This window comes from Amycolatopsis sp. AA4 (genome assembly GCF_002796545.1).
GTDB lineage: Bacteria > Actinomycetota > Actinomycetes > Mycobacteriales > Pseudonocardiaceae > Amycolatopsis.
The window spans coordinates 292,439-314,241 of sequence record NZ_CP024894.1; the positions used below are offsets into that span (position 1 = coordinate 292,439).

Consider the following 21,803-nt stretch of genomic DNA (forward strand, 5'->3'; position numbering starts at 1 on the left):
CCCGGGGAGCCCGCCGAGGCCTGCTTCCGAGGTTACTCGCCGCGCCCCTGGCCGCGGCCCGAGTGCGGTCAAGTGTGGGGTACGCAGACCGAATGCCCGCCGGGGTGCCCTCGATCGTAGGGCGAATCGGGCCGCGCTCCGGAGTGACGCGCGTCTCTTGCCGCCCGCGCGCCACTGACCAGCAGCTTGCTCCAGGTTGAGGGTTCCCGGAATGTGGGAATTTGTGCGCGGCCCGGCTCAGCGGCGGCTGATGCGGGCCTTCATCGCCGCGAGACGTTCCGCGAATGCCGGTGCGGCCAGCGATTCCAACTGTGGAACGAGCTCGGCGTCGACCGCCGCGGCGTGTTCGGTCAGGCCGCTGGTGTGCCGCATAGTCCGCTTGGTGGACACCACGACCTCGCGCGGAGCGGCGACCGTCGGGGCGGCGAGATCGCGGGCGGCCTGGACCAACGCGTCGTGGTCGCCGTCCACCAAACGCAGCGCGAACCCCGCCCGGACCGCGGATTCCGCGGTAAGGGTTTCGCCGAACAACGCCATCGCGGACGCCTGCTGCGGACCGAGGATGCGTTGCGACATCCAGGTCATGCCTCCGCCGGGATGCAAGCCGAGTTCGAGGAACCGCGGGATGAACTTGGCGTGCGGTCCGACAAGACGGACGTCGGCGGCCAGCGCGAGGTTCAGACCAGCGCCGACGGCGGCCCCGCCGACCGCGGCGATCGTCGGCAGGCTGCAGCCGGCCACGGCGAGGAAGCCCGCGTACACCGAGCGCAGTCCCTCGGCGTCGGCCTTGCCGAGTGCGGTGAGGTCCGCGCCCGCGCAGAACGCCGGCGGGGCGCCGGTGACGATCACGGCGTGCACGCTCTCGTCGGCCTCGGCGCGCGCGACCGCCGCGGCCAGCTCGGCGGAGAGGTCGAGGGTGAGCGCGTTGCGGCTCTTCGGGGCGTCGACGGTGAGCAGCGCGACGCCCTGGTCGTGCTCGCTGTGGATGCGGTCGGTCATGGCGCTCAGCATCGCAGGCGCGCGCTCGCCGCCGCCGGTTAGAACCGTCACTCAGGACGGCGTCGGCGGCCGTTCCAGCAGCCGGGACAACACGACCGTCGACACCGTGCGGTCGATGATCTCCAGCCCGCGCAGCCGCTCGAGCGCGGTCTCCAGGTGGTGGATGTCGGCGGCGCGCAGGTGGACGATCGCGTCCGCCGCGCCGGACACCGTGTAGGCGGCGACAACCTCGGTCAACGGTTCGAGCCGGGCCCGGATCCGGCCGGGCGTGACGTTGCCCTGGCAGTGCACCTCGACGAACGCCTCGGTGCCCCAGCCGAGCGCCTCCGGGTCGACGACCGCGGTGAAGCCGCGCAGCACGCCGGTCTCCAGCAGCCGGTCCACGCGTCGTTTCACCGCGGGGGCGGACAGCCCGACCACCTTGCCGATCTCCGCGTAGCTGGAACGGGCGTTGGCCACCAGGCAGGAAACGATTCGCTGGTCGATGGTGTTCACACGCAATGTTTAGCACGCAGGTGCGCAGTGAACAGCGATTGATTGCGAGATTAGGTCGACCTTAGCCTGTTTGCATGCAGGGAGAGGTTGTGCCGCCGCGGGTGCCCACGCCCCGCCGTTACCTGATGTGCCCGCCGCGTTATTTCGCCGTCGACTACGCGATCAACCCCTGGATGGACCCCTCGAAGCCGGTCAGCGTGGACGTCGCCGTCGCGCAGTGGACCGAGCTGCGCGACACCTACCGCCGCCTCGGCCACACCGTCGAGGAGATCGACCCGCAACCCGGCCTCCCGGACATGGTGTTCGCGGCCAACTCGGGCACCGTCGTGGACGGACGCGTGCTCGGCTCGCGGTTCCGCGCCCCGCAGCGCGCCGCCGAGGCGGAGCACTTCCGCCGCTGGTTCCTCGAACACGGCTACCGCGACCTGACGATGCCGGAGAAGATCAACGAGGCCGAGGGCGATTTCGCCTGGACCGGCAAGCTCCTGCTGGCCGGCACCGGCTTCCGCACCGACCCGGCGGCGCACGCCGAGGCGCAGGAGGTGCTCGGCGTCCCGGTCGTGTCGCTGCGGCTGGTCGACCCGCGCTACTACCACCTGGACACCGCGCTGTTCGTGCTGGCCGAGGCGACGGACACGACGACCGCGCAGGTCGTCTACTACCCGGACGCGTTCTCGCCGGGCTCGCAGCGGGTGCTGCGGCGGATGTTCCCGGACGCGGTGCTCGCGACCGCGGCCGACGCCGAGTGCTTCGGCTTGAACGGGGTGTCCGACGGCCGCAACGTGGTGCTTCCGGTCGAGGCGACGGACCTGGGCGCGCGGCTGGCCGAGCGGGGGTACGAGCCGGTGTACGTGGACATCTCAGAACTGCGGAAGGCCGGTGGCGGGCCGAAGTGCTGCACGTTGGAGATCCGCAAGTAGGGGTTACTTCGACAGCAGTTCGAGAACCGGGACACCGGCCGTTTTCCGGACTGTGCGGCGGTTTTCTCGTTGCCGAGCCCGGTTACTTCAGGACCCGGCCGAGGAAACCGCGCAGGTAGCCCGCGACGACGTCCAGGTGGCTTTCCAGCAGGAAGTGCCCGCCGTCGATCAGGTGTACCTCGGCGTCCTTGGCGTCGCGCGCGAAGGCTTCCGCTCCGGCCGGGGCGAAGATCTCGTCGCGTCGGCCCCACACGGCGAGCACCGGGACGTCGTGGGTGCGCAGGAATTCGTGCAGTCGCGGGTAAAGCGGGCGGTTGTTCCGGTAGTCGCGGAACAAGGCCAGCTGGATTTCGTCGTTGCCGGGGCGGGAGACCCGGGCGTAGTCGTGCTCCCAGGTGTCCGGGCTGACCAGGCTCGGGTCGGGGACGCCGTGCAGGTACTGCCAGCGGATGGCGTCGTAGCTCAGCGCGGTGCGGACGGCCGGTTCGGTGTCCGGGCCGGGGTTCGCGCCGTAGGCCCAAAGCCCGGCCCAGAACGAGTCGACGAAGCCTTCCTCGTATCCGTTGCCGTTCTGCGTGACGATCGCGGAGATCCGGTCCGGGTGCTGGAGCGCGAGCCGCCAGGCGATCGGGGCGCCGTAGTCCTGGACGTAAACCGCGTAGCGGTCCAGGCCGAGCTGGTCGAGCAGGCCGGACGTGAGGTCGGCGAGGGCGTCGAAGGTGTAGTCGAACTCGTCGGCGCTGGGCGCGGCGGAGTGGCCGAAGCCCAGGTGGTCCGGCGCGATTACCCGGTAGCGGTCGGCCAGCAGCGGGATCAGGTTCCGGAACATGAACGAGCTGGTCGGATATCCGTGCAGCAGGACGATCGCGGGTGCGCCGACGGGACCGGCCTCGCGGTAGAAGAGCTGGTGGCCGTCGACGGAGGTCGTCCGGTGGCGGATCATGGCTAACCCCTTTGTAGATTTGATCTGGTTAGTTGCTCGCCATGCAAGCACGGGCGGGCTAACCTGTCAAAGGGTTCGATCTGGTTAGGGAGCTTCGATGGACGTGCTCGCCCTGCTCAACAGCAGGCCGCTGGTCAACGGCGAGGAACAGGACGCGCTCGACCGGCAGTGGGCGCGCGAGCGCGGTGGCGACGGGAGCGGCGCGGAGCTGGAACTGCTGCGGCGGGCGCGGGATCTCCTGCGGGACGTCGTGCGCGGGGTCAGTTCGCCGGTCGTGCTGCGTCCGCTCCTGGACGGGGTGCGTCAGGTGCCGGAGCTTTCCGCGGACGGTCTCCGCTGGGAGGTGGAGGCGCCGCCGCACGCGCGATTGGCCGTCGAAGCCGTTCTGGATTGGGCGGCGCTCGAAAAGGATCTCCCTGGGCGATTGCGGGCCTGCGCCAACGACGAGTGCCAGCTGTTCCTGCTCGACCGCAGCCGGGCGAACCGCGCGCGCTGGTGTTCGATGGCGGCCTGCGGAAATCGGGAGAAGGTGCGGCGGCACTACCAGCGCAATCATTGAATCTTCACCCAAACGTGTGAAGATGAGTTCTGTCTACAAGTGTGGACGTATTCCGATTTTCCTGCGGGAGTGTTTACCTCGCGCAGGAAAACCTTTGTTGACCATGGGATCGGCGCTGGTAACTACTCCGTTTGCCAATCCGATTAATCGGGTACGGTACTTCGGACGGGAGGCGCGATGATCACCTTTGCGGTGCACGGCATTGGCAAGCCCGAGCGAGCCCTCGATCCGGGTGAGGACGAGCGGTGGATCACCGTGGAGCAGTTCGACGCGCTCTTGGACGTCGTCTCCGGGACGGGGGCGCAGCTCACCTTCGACGACGGCAACTCCTCGGACGTCGAGATCGCCTTGCCGCGGCTGGTCGAGCGCGGGTTGTATGCCGAGTTCTTCCCGTTGGCCGGCCGGGTCGGCGAGCGCGGGTACGTCGACCGCGCCGGGCTGCGGCAGCTGGTGGACGCCGGAATGCACGTCGGATCGCACGGCTGGGACCGGCTGGACTGGCGACGGCTCGACGGGTCGTTCGCGGTGCGCCGGGAGCTGGATGACGCGCCGCGGCTGCTGGAGCAGCTGAGCGGAACCCCGGTGCGGCGGTTTTCGCTGCCGGAGGGCCGGTTCGACCGGCGAGTGCTGACGCATCTGCGCGAGGCCGGCGCGACGCGGGTGTACGCGAATGTCGGCGGCGTGCGCGGGGCGGCGCTGGTTCGGCCCCGGACGGAGATCCGCTCGGACCTGAACCCCCGCTGGGCCGAAGCGGTGAGCCGCCGGCCGCGTCGATTCCCGGCCCGCTGGGCTTCCCGGCCGGGCCGGTAAACCGGGGTCCGTGAAGGGCTCCTTCACGGACTTAGATTCCCTCAAGGGGTCCTTCACGGACCTCGATTCCCGGCGGGCCACCTTCACGGACTGCTCGGTTCGGCGGGAAAAACACCCTCTTTCGGCGGGTTGTGACCGCATCCGTACGGCGGCATCCTGAGCGCGCGCCGCCGTAAGGAAAGTTTCCTAATAAACAGGGAGCGTCGATGCGGAAACTCGTCCTGCTCGCGATTCTGGCGATCGCCGCCGCCGTCCTGCCCGCCGCGCTCGCCACCGCGGCGACCCCCGCCGCGGAAGCGGTTCAGGCAGGCCCGACCGCGGACCAGATTCTCGCCAAGGTGGCGTCCTGCAAGCAGATCTCCAACGGCAAATACAAAACCGACGAGGACTCCGGCAGCGCGACCGTGCCGGTCTGCGATGCGGGCAAGGCGGTCTTCTGGAAAGCCGACATGGACATCGACTGCGACGGCCAGCGCACCTCCGAGTGCAACGAGAACACTGACTGCTGCTTCTACCCCGACACCGCCTTCCCGCAATCCGACGGCAAACCGCTCAACGCCGCCAAGCTGCCGTACATCGTGGTCCCCAGTTCGAGCAGCATCTGGAATTACGCGAACTCCGGCCTTCGCGGCGGCGGTTCCTGCGCGGTGATCTACAACGGCAAGGTCGAGTACGCGGTCATCGGCGACACCGGGCCGAACAAGATCATCGGCGAGGCCTCGTACGCGACGGCCAAGGCTCTCGGGATCAACCCGGACCCGAAGAACGGCGGCGTCGACTCCGGCGTGACGTACGTGTGCTTCAAGAACTCGAGCGTGAACCCGATCGAGGACCACGCGGCGGCCACGAGCACCGGACAGAAGCTGGCGTCGGCGTTCGTGAGCGGGAGCTGAACCCCGGTCCTTCGCCGCACCGTAACTATCGCCGCGTTTTGCGCGATTAGTCCGATGGTGCGGCGAAGGGCGGGCGATGGCAGGCAAGCTGGTGAATCTCACGGTGCACGGCATCGGGACACCCGTGCGTCCGCTGGATCCCGGGGAGGGCGAAACCTGGGTCCGGGTGGACCAGTTCGAACGGGTGCTGGACGCCGTCGCGGGCCGTCCCGAGGTCCGGCTGACCTTCGACGACGGGAACTCCTCGGACGTCGAGATCGCCTTGCCGCGGCTGGTCGAGCGCGGGCTGCGCGCCGAATTCTTCCTGCTGGCCGGACGGCTCGGCACTCCGGGATCGGTGGACGAGGCCGGGATCGGGAAACTTCTGGCCGCCGGCATGAAGATCGGCTCGCACGGCTGGGCGCACCGCGACTGGCGGCGGCTGGAGCGCGACCAGGTCGGCGAGGAGCTGGTGCGGGCGCCGCAGGCACTCGCGGCGCACGTCGGAACGCCGGTGCACCGGGTCGCGATTCCGTTCGGTTCCTACGACCGGACCGTTCTGCGCCGGTTGCGCCGCGCGGGCGTCCAGCGGGCTTACACCAGCGACGGAGGGCCTGCGAGGGAGAGGGACTGGCTGCAGCCGCGGACCAGCCTCACGCGTGATCTCGACGCCGCCTGGATCGCGGATGTGCTCGACGGATCGCCCGGCGTGCGCCGCAAGGCCCGGCGGGCAGTCGCGAAAGTGGTGAAGCGGTGCCGCGGTTAACGGGTATCCCCGTTGCCGCCCAACGAAATCCGTCGTAACAGGCCGGTCGTCCAGCGCGACATTTCGAGCGTGAGTGAGCCGCGATTCCGGGTTGCGATCATCATCGTGACCTACAACAGTGCCACTGTGCTGGCGGGATGTCTCGCGTCGCTGCGTGCCGCCGCGCAGGGCACCGACCTCGTCGAGGTGATCGTGGCCGACAACATGTCCTCCGACGGCACCGAGAAAATCGCCTCCCGGGAATGGGACGTTCCGGTCACCTTGCTGCGCACCGGACATAACGGGGGCTATGCGGCCGCAGTCAACGCGGCGCTCGACGAATTGCGAACTGCCGAAATAGACGGGGTTTTCGTGCTCAATCCGGACGCCCGCCCGCGTGCGGGCGCGCTGGAAATCCTCGCTCGCGCACTCGAATACCCGCGCCGGGGCATCGTTTATCCGCGGCTGCTCAACGAGGACGGCACGCTCCAGCCCTCGATCCGCCGGGACCCCACGGTGCTGCGCGCGCTGGCCGAATCGATCGCGGGCGGCCACCGGGCGGGCCGGTGGGGCACGCTGGGCGAGCTGATCACCGATCCGATGCAGTACGAGTACGCGCGCCCGGTCGCCTGGGGCACCGGCGCGGCGATGCTGATCAGCACGGACACGCTGCGCGAGATCGGCCCGTGGGACGAATCGTTCCTGCTCTACGGCGAAGAGACGGAATTCAGCTTGCGCGCCAAGGATTTCGGCTGGCAGCCGTGGTACGAACCGTCCGCGGTGGTCGAGCACATCGGCGGCGAATCCGGGACGAATCCGGTGCTGTGGGCGTTGCTCACGGTCAATCGGGTCGAGCTTTTCCGCCGGCGCAGCGGGTGGCTGGCCTCGGCGGCCTACTTCGCGGCGGTGGTGCTCGGCGAGCTTCTCCGCTCGCTCGGCGGCCGGCGGACTGCTCGGGCCGCGCTTGTCGCACTGGTGCGGCCTTCGCGCCGCCTGACCGCGCTTCCGGGCTGAACGGCGGTGCGCGTAGTCGAGTTCGGTCGCCTCACGGCTCGGGAATTGGATGCCTGGCATGCCTTGCGGGCGGCCAATTCCGCGTTGGACAGCCCGTATTTCCATCCGGAATTCGCCGCGGCGGTGCACGCGGAAGGGCCGCCGGTCCACGTCGCCGTCGCGGAGGCCGCCGGTGCGGTCACCGGTTTGTTTCCGGTGCACCGCAACGGGTCCGCGGTACGCCCGGTCGGCTGGCCCGCCGCGGATTTCCAGGGGCCGATTCAAGCGGAAGGCAGCCGATTCCCGGTCGAGACGCTGCTGCCGGCGTTGCGGGCCCGGACGTTCAGCTTCGATCACCTGCTGGACACGGCCGAGTTCGAGCAGCGGATCGACACCCGGCGGCCCTCGCCGTACCTCGACGTCACCGGCGGGCTGGAGGGCTATCTGGGGCGGGCTTCGCGCAGCGGCAAGGACAATATGGGGCAGGCCCGGCGCCGAGCGGCCAAAGCGGGCCGCGAGCACGGGCCGCTGGTCTTCACGGCCGACAGCCGGGATCCCGCGCTGCTCGACGAGGTGATCCGGCTCAAACGCGAGCAATACGCGGCGACCGGTGCGCGGGACTACTTCGCCGATCCGGCTCGGATCGCGCTGTTGCACCGGCTTCTCCGGACTCGGGAAGGATCCTTCGGCGGGCTGCTCTCGGCTGTCCACAGTGGAGGGGAACTGCTCGCGGCACACTTCGGTCTTCGGGACGGCCGGGTGCTGCATTGGTGGTTCCCGGTCTACGAGCCGCGGTTTTCCCGGCTGGCCCCGGGCTGGATCCTGCTGCGGGAAATAGTGCAGGCCGCGCCGGAATGGGGCGTCGAGCGGATCGACCTCGGACGCGGCGAGGACGAGTACAAGCGGCGTGCGATGACGGGTCAGGTCATGGTCTGCCAGGGGGAAATGACCAGCGGCGAGTTGCGGGGTCTCGTTCGGCGGGCGGGCAGGCAGGCGGTGTCGGCGGTCAAGGCGTCGCCGATCGCGCCGCAGTTGCGTGCTGTGCTGCGGCGCTTTCGGTGAGCGTCAGGCGGCGAGGCCGAGGCCGGTCCAGCTGAATCCGGAGCGGCGGAGCACGTCGGAGTCGAGCAGGTTGCGGGTGTCGACGACGATCGGGCGGCGGACGACCTCCGCCAGCTGGGTCCAGTTCAGCGACCGGAATTCCGGCCATTCGGTGAGCAGGATCAGCGCGTCGACGTCCTTGGCCATCAGCAGCGGGTCTTCGACGAGGCTGACGTCGCCGAGTTCCGGGCGCAGCGTGTCCGCGCGCAGGGCCGGGTCGTAGCCGACGAGTTCCGCGCCCGCTTGCCGCAGCAGGGCGGCGATCGCGAGTGCGGGCGAATCCCGGACGTCGTCGGTGTTGGCCTTGAAGGTCAGGCCCAGCAGGCCGAACCGGAGCCGGGCGATCGAACCGTTCCGGCTGCCCGTCACCGCGAGGCGAATTTTGTCGACGATGCGCTGTCGTTGCCGTTCATTCGTGTCGATCGCCGCGCGCAGCAAGCGGAATTCGAAGTCCGCGGAGTCGGAGATCTGCAGCATCGCCCGGGTGTCCTTGGGCAGGCACGAGCCGCCCCAGCCCGGGCCGGGCCGCAGGAAGGCCTGTCCGATCCGGTGGTCATATCCCATGCCCTCGGTGATGTCCGCGAGGTTGGCGCCGAGCCGTTCGCACAATTCCGCCATGGCGTTGACGTAAGACAATTTCATCGCCAGGAAGCAGTTCGCCGCGTACTTCATGAGTTCCGCGCTCGCCGCGTCGGTCAGCACGGTCGGCGCGCCGAGCCGCGCGTAGAGGCCGGCGATCCGCTCGGCCGCGTCCTGCGCGTCGCTGCCGACGACGATGCGGTCCGGGCTGAGGAAGTCGCGCACCGCGGTGCCTTCCCGGAGGAATTCGGGATTGCTGACGACCGCGACGTCCTCGCGGCGCAGGAGTTCCTTGGTCCGCTCCGCGGTCCCGACCGGCACTGTCGACTTGTTGACCACCACGACCCCGGAAGGCAGGCGCTCCCGGATCTCGTCGAGGACGGCTTCGACGCTGGACAGGTCCGCGACCCCGCCGACGCCCATCGGGGTGGGCACGCACAGGAAAACCACCTCGAGGTCGGCGTCGATCGCGGCCGCCGCTCCGTGGACGAACTCGAGCCGTCCCGCCGCCAGGCCCTCGGCGACGAGGTCGGCGAGGCCGGGTTCGAGGATGTCGACCTCCCCGTCCGCGAGCCGGGCGATCTTGTCCGGGTCGAGGTCGGCGCACACCACGCGGTGCCCGAGCGACGCGAGACACGCGCCGGTGGTGAGTCCGACGTATCCCGTGCCGACTACCGCAATCCGTCTCGCGAACATGTCAATTCTTCTCCTCGTCGAACAGGCCTTGGTAGACCGAGAGATAAGCCCGGGCCTGTGGCGCCCAGTCGAGTTCCTGCTCCGCCCGGACGCGACCGGCCTTGCCGAGTTCCGCCCGGCGTTCCGGATCGTCGAGCAGCGCCACGAGTTCCGCGGCGAAAGTCCCGGTGTGGCCCGGTTCCACGTAGACGGCGCAATCGGCCGCGGACACGACGGTTTCGGTCAGCCGGTAGGCGAGAACCGGCAACGCGAACGCGAGGTACTCCATGGTCTTGTTCATCGTCGAAAGATCGTTCAGCGGGCTGTAGGGGTCGGCGGAGAGACCCACGTCCGCGGTCGAGAGGTAATCGGCGATTTCCTCCGGGCCGACCCGGCCGGTGAACCGCACCCACTCGTCGAGCCCCATTTCGGTGCACTGCCGGCGGAGGTCTTCGAGACAGTCTCCGAAGCCGAGCAACGCGAAGGCGACGTCGGTGCGCTGATGGTCGCGGACGACCCGCGAGATGACCTCCAGCACGCCGTCCACCCCGTCCTGCGGTCCCATGATTCCCAGCCACACCACGAGAAACCGCTTGCCCTGGCGAAGTTCCGGTTTCGGCGGCCGCGGCCGCATGACCGAGGTGTCCGGCCCGGAGCGGACGATCGTCGTGCGGGAAAGCGGCACGTTCCCGCGTTCGACAGCGATTCGCCGGTACGACGCGTTGGTGGAAACAACCCGATCCGCGGTCCGGAAAGTCATGCGCTCCAGCCAGTACAGGCCGGCCAGTTGCAGACGGGCGGCGAAGTTCTCCGGTTCTCCGAAGCGGGAACGGAACACTTCCGGGTTGAGGTCGTGGTGGTCGAAGACGAACCGCACGCCCCGCAGCCGCCAAAGCCGCGCGAGTGCCCAGAAAGTGTCCGGCGGGTTACAGGCTTGGAGCGCGTCGAAGCGACGGCGTTTCCAGACTTTGCGCGAGAGGTTCGCGGTGCGCAGCCAGCAGTAGACGAATTCGACCAAATAGCTCAGAGCGCCCGAGGCGTTCGGCGGAGGCGCGTACTTGTAAAGGTGTACTCCGTCCAGCACTTCGTACTTCGGATCGCCGGTTCCCTTGGGGCAAATCACGGAAACCTCATAGCCGGATTCGGTGAGTGCACGGCATTCCAGCCACACCCGGCGGTCGAGCGGGACGGGGAGGTTCTGCACGATGATCAGTACGTGGCGTCGCGGCACCGGCGACCTCATCTCCTGGGTGCAGGGAGCAGACGCTACTTATTCGCTGGCGCGCGGCTTTTCATTACGCACATCTCGGTAACGGAAAGGTGCGTTCTCGCGACCTAACCGCAGGCTGTCCCGAGAGAGGTACTCAGATGGCACACGGCGATGCCGGACCCAAGCTGCGAGCGGGAGATCGAGTGCGCGTGCGCGGCGCCGAGGAAATCCTGGCCACGCTCGACAAACAGGGCAGAATGGACGGCTTGCCCTTCATGCCCGAAATGCTCCGTTTCGCCGGTCAGGAGATGCGGGTGTACAAACGGGCCGGAAAAACGTGCGACACCATCACTCCCAGTACCGATCACCGGAAACTGGAACGCACTGTTCATCTGGCCGGTGCGCGCTGTGACGGAAGCGCGCACGGGGGCTGCCAAGCCGCGTGCCTTCTTTTCTTCCGGGAGGAGTGGCTCGAGCCCGCACCGGAACCCGCCGGTCCCGCCGAGGCGACCGTCGAGACGCTGACTGCCGACACAATCGCGCCGCCGGACGAGGACGGTGTCGAACGTTATCGTTGCCAGGCAACGGAACTGCTCAACGCTTCCGCGCCGCTGAGCGCCTACTCGCCCGGGCAGTACCTGGAAGACATCCGCTCCGGCAACGAGAAACCGGCGGTGGTCCTGCGCGGGCTCCTCGTCGTGCTCTTCAACAAATTCCAGCGGCTGAGCACGCGGCTGCCCGCCCGGCTGCGCATCCGCGGCGGCGAGACCTATCCGTTCCTGCGGGGCACCGGGCCGTCCGGGCCGAAGCCGGAACCCCTGCGGCTGGAGCCGGGAGAGCTGGTCGAGGTCCGGAGCAAGGAGGAGATCCTCCGCACGCTTTCCCCGGAGAACAAGAACCGGGGCATGCTCTTCGACGTCGAAATGCTGCCGTACTGCGGACAGCGCGCCCGGGTGCTGCATCGGGTGGAACGTATCATCGACGAGAAGACCGGCCGGATGCTCCGGTTGCGCGATTGCGTTGTGCTCGAAGACGTTTTCTGCCGTTCGCTCTACCACCGGTTCTGCCCGCGGGCGATCTACCCGTACTGGCGGGAGGCCTGGCTGCGCCGCGTCGAGGGCTGAACCGGGCCGCGCCCGGCTCCCGTTTATTGATCACCGAATTCCGGTGATCAATTTTTGCCCGCCGCCGGCGGGTTGTGTTCATGGTGCGTTGCTGATTAGGGTGCCGTGTCGTTCCATTTCTTCTTGGCATCGACACGATCACAGTGGAGTAACGCAACGTGAGAAAAATTGTTCTTGCCGCGGCGGCGTCCGGCGCGGCCGCGATGGTGCTGACGGCGTGCCATTCGATACCCGGGGCCGCCGGTTCCGACGTGCCCGAGTCGCCGGCGGCCGCCGCGTCCCCGACCTCCGCCGCGCCGAGCCCGACCGCGCCGGGCACCGTGGCTCCGGTGGAGCAGAGCAAACCGGCGAGCGCTCCGGCCGCCTCCGCCAGCATGGGTTCGGGCACCTCGGCGAACCGGCCGTCGGCGACCGGCGGCCCGGTCGGGCAGTCGGGGGCCGGCGGATACGGCGTGCCCGCCGGAACGCCGCTCGCGAAATCCGGGTCGATCACCGCCAAATCCGGCCAGGTGATCGAAAACCTCGACATCACCGGCCGCGTGCTCATCGGCGACGGCGTGCACGACGTGGTGATCCGCAACTGCCGGTTCACCGGCGACGGCACGGTTCCGTGGGGGATCGACACCGAGGGCGACGGATCGGTGAACGCGGACCACGTCACCATCCGCGGCGACTACACCGACGCCGGAATCGGCTACCACAACGTCACCGTCTCGCACGCCGACATTTACGGAATGACGAACGACGGCGCGAAAGTCGGCAACAATTTCACGATGACCGACTCGTGGATCCACGATTTCACCCCGGCCACCGGCGCGCACGCCGACGGTCTCCAGATCATGGAGCGGGTCGCGAACGTGCTCGTCCAGCACAACGTCGTCAACCCGGGGCTCGGCGGGGAGTGGAGCAAGGACCCCGCCGCGGACCGTTCGGTCAACTCGGCGATGATCATGAACGACAGCATCGACCGCGGCACCGCGGGCCGGATCGTGGTCGACGGCAACCAGATCGGCGGGGGCGGCTACTCGGTGTACTTCGGCGTTCCCGGCGACACCGCCTTCACGAACAACCGGTTCGTGCGGGACAGCTACCGGTGGGGTCCGGTCGAACCCTCGGCCAAGACCGACGTCTGGTCCGGGAACACGTTCACCGACAACGGAGCCGCGGTGGCGCCCTGACGCGCCTTCCGGCGGTTCCACAGCTTCCGGGCGCTGAACGCCCAGCTGAGCAGGATCACGACCACGAAAACGGCGCGCAGGTAGTTGATGTGGTGCTCGGGGTAGAGCACGCCCTCGACATACCGGTACATGAACGGGCGGTCGTCGGGGACCTGCCCGTCCCGGTGCCGCGCCCAGTTCTCGACCGTCGTCACCGGGCACCCGACCGCCACGTAGAGCGTCAGCACCGCCCACCCGACGTAGAGCGCGTGCGGGATCGCCATCCACCACCAGCGGGCCGCGAGGAATCCCCCGACGAGGAGGTAGAAAAGCAGAGCGAAATGCAGCACCACCATGGATTGAGCAAGCAGCGCGTACATTTCGCTCCGCCTTTCGTTCGAAGCGATTACTTGCTGCTCAAGCGACCCGCGAGGTCGGCGAGGACGGGCGGCGTCCAGCGCTTGGCGACCTGGCGGAGGTTGCTCTGCCACGATTCGCCGGGACGCTGCTTGAAGACCGTGGTGTGGTCGTCGCGCACTTCCTCGGCGGGGCGGCCGTTGGTGTAGTAGTACAGCGCCATCGACCGGCGGGCCCGGTCGTCCGGGCAGGTCAGCGGATCCGGATGGCCGTGGTTGGCGTCGTCGGTCGTGGCGAAGAGCACGAACCGGTTGAACACCGGCAGGATCTTGTGCGCGCACTCGGACATGTCCTGGTTCCACAGCTGCAAATGCCCGCCGTAGGACTCTTCCCAGTCCTTGTTGAGATACAGCAGGCCGTTGAGCCTGCGGTCGAGGTTGAGCCTGCGGTGCCGGTTGAAATCGACGTGCACCTTCAAGAACCCGCCGGGCCGGATCTGGTGCAGGCCGCCGCCGTCGAAATGCGGATCGGGGACGAGGTGCTCGATGCCGCTGAGCCGTTCGAGGAAGTCGGTGAACACCTGTCCGTTGAACTCGGCGAGCAGTTCCCGGGTGGCCGGTCCCATTCGCTCGGTGTCCGCGAGCGCGAGTTTCACCTCTTGCGACGTGTCGAACTTCTGCCACTGGGCGTCCCGGGGCTCCGGGAATTCGGCGAGGACGGGTTCCAGGACCTCGGGCGGCAAGAAGTCGTCGATCACGATGTGCCGGAACGGTTGTGCCGTCACGAACTGCTCGTGCAGTTTGTCGGCAAGAGGCAACAGGTCATCGCGGCGGAAGGCGAATTTCCGGACTTCTTGCATGGTGTTACCCGTCCTTTCCGTGGCGGACTCGGCGGCGGTCACCTGGCGCGGTTTTCGTGCGTCGAGATGAGTCTGCTGGTGTTATCGGTGGACCATTCCGATTCGTTCCCGCGAATGCGGCGAAATCGCGCGATCGCCCGGTCGGCGAGCACCACGGCGCTGAAACTGGCCGCTTCGGTGACGGAAACGGCCCCGCCGCGCACGAGCTGCGACAACGTGCGCAAGCCGGATTCGGTGCCGGGCTGCGCCGGGCGGCCCAGCTGGTCCAGTTGCCGGTGCCCGAGCCGGACCCGGGCCCGGCGGCGCACCAACGCGCGCACCGTGGCGGCCGGCCGGACCGCGGACCGAGCTTCGGGGACCACGATTTTCCGTTCGGCGGGAACGGCACGGTGCACCCAGGCGTCGTCGGCGAGGACGTCGGGAAGCGGGAAGGCCAGTGCGTGTCCCTGCTCGTTCAGCGCGTAGACGCCGGAGCCGACGCCTGATTGCCGCACGGAAGGCAGCTGGGCCCAGGCGCGGTGCGCCCGGGAAACGACGGGGCCGAGGCCGTCCAATTCGAGCAGCGGCAGCGGGGTCGCCATGGCGATGTCCGGGGCCGCGAGCGCCTCGACGAGCGCACGGACGTCGTGGATCGACAGGACCACGTCCGCGTCGACGTACAGCCGCGGGTAGCCGGTCAGGACTTCGTCGCCGAGCTGCAATGCGGTGACTTTGCCCGGGACGGCGGTTTCGAGGACCGTCGTCCCGGCCGCCTTCGCGACGGCAGCGGTCCGGTCGGTGCACGCGCTCGCCACGACCACGATCTCCAGCTCGCCCGGCGCGGCGTCGGCGGTCAGCGCGTCCAGCAGCCGGGGGAGGGTCTGTTCTTCGTTGTGGGCGGGGATCACCACGTGCGCACGCGCGTTCATCGGTCAGTCCTCCTTCGCCGAAACGCTGCCGAGCTTGCCCTTGGCGAGCAATTTCGCGACATGCAGCGATTCCCGGAAAAGTTGCCGGTCGATCAGGCGCAACAGCACGAGGTAAGCCACCGCGACGACGGCCAGGCTCGCGAGGAGAGAGACCGGGGCGGGAAAACTCGCGGACTTGGCGAGCACCTCCTGCACGAACCAGCCGAGCGCGGCGGACGGCGCTCCGGCGGCGAACGTGGGCCAGACCGCCCGCAGCCAGTCGCCGAGGCTGAACGCGGCGACCCGCCCGATCGCCCGCACCTGGAACGGCGTGAGCACGAACATGGCGATCGAATAGGCCGCGGCGACCCCGGTGACTCCCCACGGCAGACCGGCGAAGAACGCCGGAACGCACACGAGCAGCGGGATCCAGGACCAGCGCAGCGCGAGGTCGGCCCGGCCGAGACCCATGAACACCGAACCGCCCGGCGTGGTCAGCGACTCGAGGATTCCGGTGGTGGTCAACGCGATCATCACCGGGACCGCGGGACCCCATTCGGCGCCGAACACCGTGCGCACGACCTCCGGGGCCAGCACCGCGACCGCGAGCATGCCCGGCACCACCGGAACCGCGATCACCTGGGTGACCCGGAGGAAGAGCCGGCGCACCCGCTGCGGATCGTCCTGGGTCCTGGCGAAAATGGGGAACGCCACCCGGTTCGCCACGTTGCCGAGGAGGCTCACCGGCACCAGCATGATCCGGTACGGAACCATGTAGTACGACAGCGCGGCGGGGCCGAGGAAGTGGCTCACCACCACGTTGTCGGCGTTGCGGCCGACGTAGCCGAGCGCTTGCGAACCCAGCAGCGGCACCCCGAAGCGGCGCACGTACCGCAGCGCGGCGCGGTCGAGCACGAACGCGGGCAGGCCGGCCGCGCCGAGCCAGATGACCAGGACCAGCGCGTCGGTGCAGACCTGCTGGACCACGAGCGCCCAGTAGTGCATGCCGAGTTCCGCGGTGGCGATGCCGATCCCGCCGCCGAGCAAGGTGGCGACGACCTCGCCCAGCGACAGCGCCCGGAAACGCAGATCGCGCTGCAGCCGGGCGGCCGAAACGATGGTCAGCCCCTTGAGCACCGGCCCGATCGCCAGGACCATGAGCACCGGCCGCAGCTGCGGGATGTCCAGGAAATCGGCGATCGGCCCGGCGAACGCCACGGTGAGGAGGCCGACGGCGGTGCCGAGCGCGGTCACGGTCCAGAACGCGGCTCCTTCGTCCTGCCGGCGCAGCTGCGCCTTCTGCACGATGCCGGTGGCGAGCCCGGTCTCCAGGAGCACCGCGGTGAGCGCGACGTAAATGGTCGCCGCGCTCGCCACGCCGAAATCGGTGGGACCGAGCAGCCGCGCGAGGACGAGCGCGAAACCGAGGCGGCCGAATTGGCGCGCGATCATCGCGATGACCGTCCACCGGGCGCCGTGCGCGGCGGTGGCGGCCGCGCTTTCCGCGGGCAGTGCCGGTTCGGGGGCGGTGGACTGCCCGGGGCCTGGACGGTGAGCTGTCACGTTAGTCGTCTTCCGCCCGATCTCGCTGGGACAGTGGGATATCCGTGAAGTCGCCCGGCCGCCGCGACGGGTTACAGCAGCGGAGATCTCGAATCCGACTCGGTTGGGCGGCGCAGCACCACGAGCGTCGTTCCGGCGATGGCCAACCCGAGCAACAGCCCGCCCGCGACGTCGCTGACCCAATGCGCGTCGACGTAAATCCGGGCGAAACCAACGAGCGCCGACCAACCGCCTGCCGCCGCCAGAGCACGTTTCCGGTTCTCCAGGGCCAGCAGTACTACGAAAAGGGTCGACACCACGACGGCGGTCGCGGCGTGGCCGGACGGGTACGCGGTGCCGCCGACGTGGAGCGTGTCGGGAGTCTGGTCGGTGCCCGCGCGGCCGATCAGGAGCTTGGCCGCCAACGTCGTCGCGGAGAGCAACAGCAACGGGAGGCCGCAAGTGAGCACCGGTGCCCACGAGGAACGGCGTACGGACCGAAACACCGCGTACGCGAACAAGATCGGCGCGGACACCGGAAACTGCGCGACAGCGCTCACGATGGTCAGCAGCACGTCGAGGACCACGCTGTGCTCGCGAGTGATCAATTCGTGCACCGGTTCGTCCGCTCGGGTCAGCGGACCGAGCGTCAGCACCTGCTGGGTGAGCACGACGAAGCCGAGGAGCGCCAACGCCGGGATCAGCCAGTCTCTGGCTCGTACGGCGCTTCGGAGGTCTGAGCTGTCCACGATGCTGACGGGCTCACGTCCTGGCGAGCGGCGCGAGGGCCGTTTCGGCGACGCCCCGGGCGAGGCTCCTGGCGAACTTGATCCGGTTGGCCGCCGCCCATTTGGCGAGCACGGCATACGCCTGCTGCCGCTGCGGCCTCGTGAGTTCGGCGCGGTGGACCGCGCGGCGCAGTTCCGCGGCGTGCCGCCAGGTGAGGAAACGCGAGCCGTAGCCAGTTTTCCGGTTGAACGCGCTCACTTGCCGATTGGCGACCTGGGTGGTCAATTTCGCGCCGTGCTCGCGTTCTTGGAACAACGGTTCGTCGAGCACCACGATCGGCCCGGCCAACGCCAGTTCGGCGAGGAAAACCCGGTCGCTGCCCCAAAACGGGAGCAGCAGCCGCGTGCGTTCGGCGAGCGCGCGGCGCTGGACGCCGAAGGCGACCGCGCACGAGTAGTCGTAGCGGATCAGGTCCGCGAACCGGTCCGCCGGCTCCGCCGCGGCCGAAGCACGGAGGTCCTGGGTGACGCCGAGCGAAACGCCGTCCTCGTCGATGTGTTCGATGGCGGAACACGCCGCGGCCGCGGTCGGGAATTCGGCCAGCGCGGTCACGCAGCGCTGCACGAAGGTCTCGTGCTGAAGATCGTCCGCGGCCGCCCACTTGAACAGTGCGCCCGAGGTGGCCTGGAAAACGTAGTTGAAATTCGCCGCCGCGCCGATGTCGTGGGCGTGCCGGTGATAGCGCACGCGCGGATCGCGCCGGGCGTAGTCGTGGACGATCTCCGCGGTCTCGTCGGAAGATTCGTTGTCGGCTACCAGCAGTTCGAAATCGCCGAACGTCTGCGCGAGCAGGCTGTCCAGCGCGCCGGCGAGGAAGCCCGCGCCGTTCTTGACCGGCAAGCCGATCGACAGGGGTGCTGCGGAGTTCGGCACACCTTGACGGTCGTCTCCGGCGGCGCTGCCGTTACGGACGCCGGTCAGGAATCGGCGGGAGGCCACGGCACCGCCGTTCCGTCCGGGAAATGGTTGCCGGAGAACACCTTCGGCGGCGGACCCGGATAAATCGGCTGGTAGCGGTAGTCGCGCCGGAAGGTGTTGCCGGTGATCTCGACGTCCGGGTAGTCCGGATTGTGGTAGAGCGTGTTCGCCCCGCCGCCGAGGACGTTGTCCCGGATCACCACCGGCCCGCCGACGGACGGGGTCGGGTCCGGCGAGGACGACAGGATGATCGCCGAGGTGATCTCGTCGTCCTGGCCCGGGTCGATCACGTTGCCCGCCACCAGGATCGACCCCGCGAGGTGGTCCGACTGGGCTCCGTCGGCGTGCGCGCCCTTCTCCGGCGCGAAGTCGTGGATCCACGAATCGGTGAGCCGGACGTTGTTGCCCAGTTTGACCCCGTCGTGCGTCATGCCGGAGATGTCGACCCGTTCCGCGCTCCAGTTGTGGAAGGCGATCGCCGCGCTGAGGTAGTTCCCGCGGATGCTGACGTCGCGGATCGTCACCGATCCCGCGCCGATCGTGGTGATCGCGAAGTAGTCGGCCCCGGTTCCGGTGAACCGGCTGCGCTGGATCACCACGTTCGGCGCGGACACCGTGACGCCGCCGCTCACGTCGAGCCCGTCGAGCACCTGCCCGGCCTGGCTGGCGGTGAACGAACCGGACGGCCGCAGCGATTCGGACGGCGGTACTCCAGTCGACGGACCGGCCGGGGTCTGCACGGCAGGCGTGGCCGTGGCGACGCACGCCGCCGAGGCCAGCAGGACGACTCCGGCCACCGCCGCCGCGGCGAGGCGTTTCACCGGACGCTCGCGAGCGGCTGGACCGCGCGGTCCCGCACGGCGATCCGCCAGAGCGCGGCCGCGGCGCCGAGCAGGCTGAAGGTCGTCACGAACATGATCTTGTAGCCGAACGCGTCGAAGGTGAACGCGGCGACCGCGGCACCGGCGATCGACGCGGCGATGGCCTGGGCCAGGCTGCGCACGGCCGGATCGGCGACCGTGCGGTGCACCCGCCGGGCGAGGGAATAGCCGGTGGCGAGCAACGCCAGTTCGGCCGCCACGCCGAGCGCGCCCATCGTGGCGAGAGTGAACAGGTATTCGTTGTCCAAGATCCGGTACAGCTTGGGAATGTAGGTCCCGACGCCGAGCCCGAGCAGCGGATGCTCGTGCCAGACGGTGAACACGGCGGTGTAATCGTCGGTGCGGCCCTGGATGCTCGGGTCGGTCGCCAGCGTGCTCGGGAGCAGGATGCTGCGGAGACTGCCGAGCAGCCCCGGCACCAGCGCGCTCATCGCGACCAGGCCGCCGATCGCGAACGGGATCAGGTTGAACACCATCCGCAAGCGCACGCTGATCAGGTACACGGCCATCGAGACGCCCGCGGTCAGCACGCCGGAGCGGGACACCGACAGCGGCATGCACCCCGCGATGAGCACGAACAGCGCCCACCACCGCAGGCTGCGCCCCTTCGGCGCGTTCAGCGCGAGATGCAACGCGATCGGCATCGCCAGCCCGAGCACGACGGCGTACTCGATCGGATGTCCGGCCAGTCCTTGCACGCGGTGGAAGCCGGAGCGGGCGAGCGCGTCGACGTCCTCGGTGAAATGGAATGTCAGACCCGGCAGCCGCATTTGCTGGAAGAGATCGACCACTCCGAAGAACTGGAGCAGCGCGCTGACCGCCAGCAGCCCGCAGGCGAGCACGATCACCCGCATGAGGCGGGTGACCCCGTTGAGGTCGCGCACGGTGTCGGTGACGAAGAGCAGCAGGCCCATCGCACAGGCCTGGCCGAACAGCGACGCGTCGGAGGCCGACGCCTCGAGCGGGGAGAGCCCGCGCAGCTGGCCCGCGACGTAACTGGCGAGCACCACTCCCACGAAAACCAGGCAGACGATCCGCATCGGCTGCCGTCCCCGGTCGGTGCCGAGCGAATTGTCGACCCGCCCGTAGCACCAGAGCACCAGCAGGAGCGCCGCCACGATCAGCCCGGGCACCCCGATCTGCCCGAGCGGTTTGATGATCAGCGACGCCGGGACGAGGAAGGTCAGCGCGAACAGGATGCCGAGCGCGGTCTGCTCGTCGCGCCGGGCGTTCAGCCAGAGCGCGGACACCACGATGACCGCGACCACGACGGGCGTCATCGCCGGGGCGATGATCGGCACGGCCAGCAGGGCGAGCGCCCCGGCCGCGCAGATCGCCCGCAGGATCGGCCGCGCGGCGAGATCGGTGCTGAAGCGCGCGATGCCGCTTCCCGCGAGCGAGTCCAGGGGTCGGTGGCTCATTGGCCGCGCCGGCCGAGCGAACCTCCGGTACCGGTCTTGTCGCCGTCCCCCTGGTCGGCTTGCGCGGGTGCGGTCACCGGCCGCAAGCGGGTGGTTTCCTCGCCGTGCCGGCTCAGGTCCGCGGCGACCCGGGCGGGGGCGGCTACCCGGTCGGGCCGCTCGGGAAGCAGGTTGACCGGCAGTTCGCCGCGGTGGTTTTCCTTCTCCGGCGGGTGGCTCGGCTGGCTCTCCGGCACCGGCTGGCTCGCCGGGCGCTTGCGCGAACGCAGTTCCACGACGACGCAGGCGGTCAGCGAGAGGATGAGCCCGAGCGCGCCGGCGGCGAGCGCGGTCTTGAGCTGGTTGCTGTGCGACACCGCGGCGTCCTGCGGCTGCACGACGTCGTCGACGGTCACCCGGAACGGGCCGGGGATCTGCTTCTGCGCCTGCAGGTCGTCGAGCCGCTTCGCGAGCTGGGCCGCGATGGCGCGATAGGTGGTGAGCGTGTTGCGCCGGTCCGGGTCGGTGACGGTGACGGTGAGGACCGCCTTGCCGCTGTCGTCGATCTGGTACTTGGCGGTGCCGCCCGCCGCGGTGATCGCGGCGGCGACGTCCGGCGATTTCGCCAGCTGCCCGAGCACGAGCGCGGTCGCGGCGGTGTCGTAGTAGGGGTTGCTCTGGAGCCGGGCCGATTGGTCGGCGGTCGAGGCGAACGGATAGCTGACCTTGAGCGCGCCGTCCACCTCGTAGGTGGGGGACACGCTGCTCGCCAGGATCCAGCACGCGACCGCGGACACGACCAGAGCGGGGACGAGGATGAGCCAGCGACGGAGAGCGACCTGGAAGATTGCGAGCAAGTCCATCGGAGTTCCCCTCACCTCCTGCTTTTCCTATGATGTCGACGGTGCCGAGCCGCCGTCCGGCGTCATCTGGTTGTCGCGATCGGGCGCCCGGATGTGACAACGAAACCTTCCGCTCTCCGGAAAGG

Annotated in this window: 23 protein-coding genes; 9 read left to right on the forward strand and 14 right to left on the reverse strand. The window is 69.0% G+C overall.

What is annotated here, in order from left to right; genetic code table 11:
- Window positions 1-237 precede the first annotated feature (237 nt).
- Together CU254_RS01445 and CU254_RS01450 are read right to left on the reverse strand one after the other, a co-directional pair.
- Window positions 238-999 (reverse strand): enoyl-CoA hydratase, encoded by a 762-nt coding sequence (locus CU254_RS01445; protein ID WP_009072097.1) that lies wholly within the window; start codon window positions 997-999, stop codon window positions 238-240.
- A 51-nt stretch (window positions 1,000-1,050) separates the two neighbouring features.
- The gene (locus CU254_RS01450) at window positions 1,051-1,494 is read right to left on the reverse strand and encodes an Lrp/AsnC family transcriptional regulator (RefSeq protein ID WP_037712217.1); all 444 of its coding nucleotides are present in this window, start codon (window positions 1,492-1,494) and stop codon (window positions 1,051-1,053) included.
- A 74-nt stretch (window positions 1,495-1,568) separates the two neighbouring features.
- On the opposite strand from CU254_RS01450, the gene ddaH reads away from it, so the two are divergent.
- Entirely contained in the window at window positions 1,569-2,414 is an 846-nt protein-coding gene (ddaH, locus tag CU254_RS01455) for a dimethylargininase (protein WP_086024856.1), read from the forward strand.
- An 82-nt stretch (window positions 2,415-2,496) separates the two neighbouring features.
- Here the strand turns inward: ddaH and CU254_RS01460 are convergent, their stop codons facing one another.
- Window positions 2,497-3,357: an alpha/beta fold hydrolase gene (locus CU254_RS01460; protein WP_009072103.1), complete on the reverse strand. Its 861-nt coding sequence runs from the start codon at window positions 3,355-3,357 to the stop codon at window positions 2,497-2,499.
- 97 nt (window positions 3,358-3,454) lie between these two features.
- On the opposite strand from CU254_RS01460, the gene CU254_RS01465 reads away from it, so the two are divergent.
- The 6 genes from CU254_RS01465 to CU254_RS01490 all read left to right on the forward strand — a co-directional run bounded on the left by CU254_RS01465 (window position 3,455) and on the right by CU254_RS01490 (window position 8,398).
- On the forward strand, window positions 3,455-3,916 hold the full coding sequence (locus tag CU254_RS01465; RefSeq protein ID WP_009072104.1) for a CGNR zinc finger domain-containing protein: 462 nt from the start codon (window positions 3,455-3,457) through the stop codon (window positions 3,914-3,916).
- Window positions 3,917-4,093: 177 nt separating this feature from the next.
- Entirely contained in the window at window positions 4,094-4,726 is a 633-nt protein-coding gene (locus CU254_RS01470; protein WP_009072107.1) for a polysaccharide deacetylase family protein, read from the forward strand.
- A 206-nt stretch (window positions 4,727-4,932) separates the two neighbouring features.
- Window positions 4,933-5,619, forward strand: a complete 687-nt coding sequence (locus CU254_RS01475; RefSeq protein ID WP_009072109.1) for a glycoside hydrolase family 75 protein — start codon at window positions 4,933-4,935, stop codon at window positions 5,617-5,619.
- Window positions 5,620-5,695: 76 nt separating this feature from the next.
- Window positions 5,696-6,364: a polysaccharide deacetylase family protein gene (locus CU254_RS01480; RefSeq protein ID WP_009072111.1), complete on the forward strand. Its 669-nt coding sequence runs from the start codon at window positions 5,696-5,698 to the stop codon at window positions 6,362-6,364.
- Window positions 6,365-6,433: 69 nt separating this feature from the next.
- Window positions 6,434-7,357, forward strand: coding sequence for a glycosyltransferase family 2 protein (locus CU254_RS01485; protein WP_009072113.1), 924 nt, complete (start codon window positions 6,434-6,436; stop codon window positions 7,355-7,357).
- A 6-nt stretch (window positions 7,358-7,363) separates the two neighbouring features.
- On the forward strand, window positions 7,364-8,398 hold the full coding sequence (locus CU254_RS01490; protein WP_009072114.1) for a GNAT family N-acetyltransferase: 1,035 nt from the start codon (window positions 7,364-7,366) through the stop codon (window positions 8,396-8,398).
- A 3-nt stretch (window positions 8,399-8,401) separates the two neighbouring features.
- On the opposite strand, the gene CU254_RS01495 is transcribed toward CU254_RS01490, so the two are convergent.
- Together CU254_RS01495 and CU254_RS01500 are read right to left on the reverse strand one after the other, a co-directional pair.
- Window positions 8,402-9,712, reverse strand: coding sequence for a UDP-glucose/GDP-mannose dehydrogenase family protein (locus CU254_RS01495; RefSeq protein ID WP_009072116.1), 1,311 nt, complete (start codon window positions 9,710-9,712; stop codon window positions 8,402-8,404).
- A 1-nt stretch (window position 9,713) separates the two neighbouring features.
- Complete coding sequence (locus CU254_RS01500; RefSeq protein WP_199785750.1) at window positions 9,714-10,922, reverse strand: glycosyltransferase family 4 protein; 1,209 nt, start codon at window positions 10,920-10,922, stop codon at window positions 9,714-9,716.
- Window positions 10,923-11,059: 137 nt separating this feature from the next.
- On the opposite strand from CU254_RS01500, the gene CU254_RS01505 reads away from it, so the two are divergent.
- Together CU254_RS01505 and CU254_RS01510 are read left to right on the forward strand one after the other, a co-directional pair.
- On the forward strand, window positions 11,060-12,025 hold the full coding sequence (locus CU254_RS01505) for a hypothetical protein (RefSeq protein WP_037712220.1): 966 nt from the start codon (window positions 11,060-11,062) through the stop codon (window positions 12,023-12,025).
- A gap of 158 nt (window positions 12,026-12,183) precedes the next feature.
- Complete coding sequence (locus CU254_RS01510; RefSeq protein ID WP_009072122.1) at window positions 12,184-13,203, forward strand: hypothetical protein; 1,020 nt, start codon at window positions 12,184-12,186, stop codon at window positions 13,201-13,203.
- Here CU254_RS01510 and CU254_RS01515 read toward each other — a convergent pair.
- The 9 genes from CU254_RS01515 to CU254_RS01555 all read right to left on the reverse strand — a co-directional run bounded on the left by CU254_RS01515 (window position 13,113) and on the right by CU254_RS01555 (window position 21,678).
- Window positions 13,113-13,562, reverse strand: coding sequence for a DUF2784 domain-containing protein (locus CU254_RS01515; protein WP_009072124.1), 450 nt, complete (start codon window positions 13,560-13,562; stop codon window positions 13,113-13,115). The two genes, CU254_RS01510 and CU254_RS01515, sit on opposite strands and share 91 nt — an antisense overlap.
- A gap of 26 nt (window positions 13,563-13,588) precedes the next feature.
- Complete coding sequence (locus CU254_RS01520; protein ID WP_009072126.1) at window positions 13,589-14,398, reverse strand: 2OG-Fe(II) oxygenase; 810 nt, start codon at window positions 14,396-14,398, stop codon at window positions 13,589-13,591.
- A gap of 38 nt (window positions 14,399-14,436) precedes the next feature.
- Window positions 14,437-15,306, reverse strand: a complete 870-nt coding sequence (locus CU254_RS01525; protein ID WP_009072127.1) for a glycosyltransferase — start codon at window positions 15,304-15,306, stop codon at window positions 14,437-14,439.
- A gap of 3 nt (window positions 15,307-15,309) precedes the next feature.
- Window positions 15,310-16,848 carry a lipopolysaccharide biosynthesis protein gene (locus CU254_RS01530; RefSeq protein WP_100266680.1) on the reverse strand — a complete coding sequence of 513 codons (1,539 nt, stop codon included), beginning with the start codon at window positions 16,846-16,848 and terminating at the stop codon, window positions 15,310-15,312.
- A gap of 71 nt (window positions 16,849-16,919) precedes the next feature.
- The gene (locus CU254_RS01535) at window positions 16,920-17,576 is read right to left on the reverse strand and encodes a phosphatase PAP2 family protein (protein ID WP_158687978.1); all 657 of its coding nucleotides are present in this window, start codon (window positions 17,574-17,576) and stop codon (window positions 16,920-16,922) included.
- Between the two features lie 13 nt (window positions 17,577-17,589).
- Window positions 17,590-18,489, reverse strand: a complete 900-nt coding sequence (locus tag CU254_RS01540) for a glycosyltransferase (RefSeq protein ID WP_158687979.1) — start codon at window positions 18,487-18,489, stop codon at window positions 17,590-17,592.
- 44 nt (window positions 18,490-18,533) lie between these two features.
- Window positions 18,534-19,355, reverse strand: coding sequence for a hypothetical protein (locus CU254_RS01545; protein ID WP_009072134.1), 822 nt, complete (start codon window positions 19,353-19,355; stop codon window positions 18,534-18,536).
- Complete coding sequence (locus CU254_RS01550; protein ID WP_009072136.1) at window positions 19,352-20,836, reverse strand: O-antigen ligase; 1,485 nt, start codon at window positions 20,834-20,836, stop codon at window positions 19,352-19,354. Before CU254_RS01550 ends, CU254_RS01545 begins: the two co-directional genes overlap by 4 nt.
- Entirely contained in the window at window positions 20,833-21,678 is an 846-nt protein-coding gene (locus tag CU254_RS01555; RefSeq protein WP_037712224.1) for a hypothetical protein, read from the reverse strand. The genes CU254_RS01550 and CU254_RS01555 overlap by 4 nt, the downstream gene beginning before the upstream one ends.
- Window positions 21,679-21,803: the final 125 nt, after the last annotated feature.

Bases quoted from the DNA above. Each gene is read 5' to 3' on its own strand.
- CU254_RS01445 (WP_009072097.1), bottom strand. From the start codon at position 999: ATGACCGACCGCATCCACAGCGAGCACGACCAGGGCGTCGCGCTGCTC.
- ddaH (WP_086024856.1), top strand. From the start codon at position 1,569: ATGCAGGGAGAGGTTGTGCCGCCGCGGGTGCCCACGCCCCGCCGTTAC.
- CU254_RS01460 (WP_009072103.1), bottom strand. From the start codon at position 3,357: ATGATCCGCCACCGGACGACCTCCGTCGACGGCCACCAGCTCTTCTAC.
- CU254_RS01465 (WP_009072104.1), top strand. From the start codon at position 3,455: ATGGACGTGCTCGCCCTGCTCAACAGCAGGCCGCTGGTCAACGGCGAG.
- CU254_RS01470 (WP_009072107.1), top strand. From the start codon at position 4,094: ATGATCACCTTTGCGGTGCACGGCATTGGCAAGCCCGAGCGAGCCCTC.
- CU254_RS01475 (WP_009072109.1), top strand. From the start codon at position 4,933: ATGCGGAAACTCGTCCTGCTCGCGATTCTGGCGATCGCCGCCGCCGTC.
- CU254_RS01480 (WP_009072111.1), top strand. From the start codon at position 5,696: ATGGCAGGCAAGCTGGTGAATCTCACGGTGCACGGCATCGGGACACCC.
- CU254_RS01495 (WP_009072116.1), bottom strand. From the start codon at position 9,712: ATGTTCGCGAGACGGATTGCGGTAGTCGGCACGGGATACGTCGGACTC.
- CU254_RS01505 (WP_037712220.1), top strand. From the start codon at position 11,060: ATGGCACACGGCGATGCCGGACCCAAGCTGCGAGCGGGAGATCGAGTG.
- CU254_RS01515 (WP_009072124.1), bottom strand. From the start codon at position 13,562: ATGTACGCGCTGCTTGCTCAATCCATGGTGGTGCTGCATTTCGCTCTG.
- CU254_RS01520 (WP_009072126.1), bottom strand. From the start codon at position 14,398: ATGCAAGAAGTCCGGAAATTCGCCTTCCGCCGCGATGACCTGTTGCCT.
- CU254_RS01525 (WP_009072127.1), bottom strand. From the start codon at position 15,306: ATGAACGCGCGTGCGCACGTGGTGATCCCCGCCCACAACGAAGAACAG.
- CU254_RS01550 (WP_009072136.1), bottom strand. From the start codon at position 20,836: ATGAGCCACCGACCCCTGGACTCGCTCGCGGGAAGCGGCATCGCGCGC.
- CU254_RS01555 (WP_037712224.1), bottom strand. From the start codon at position 21,678: ATGGACTTGCTCGCAATCTTCCAGGTCGCTCTCCGTCGCTGGCTCATC.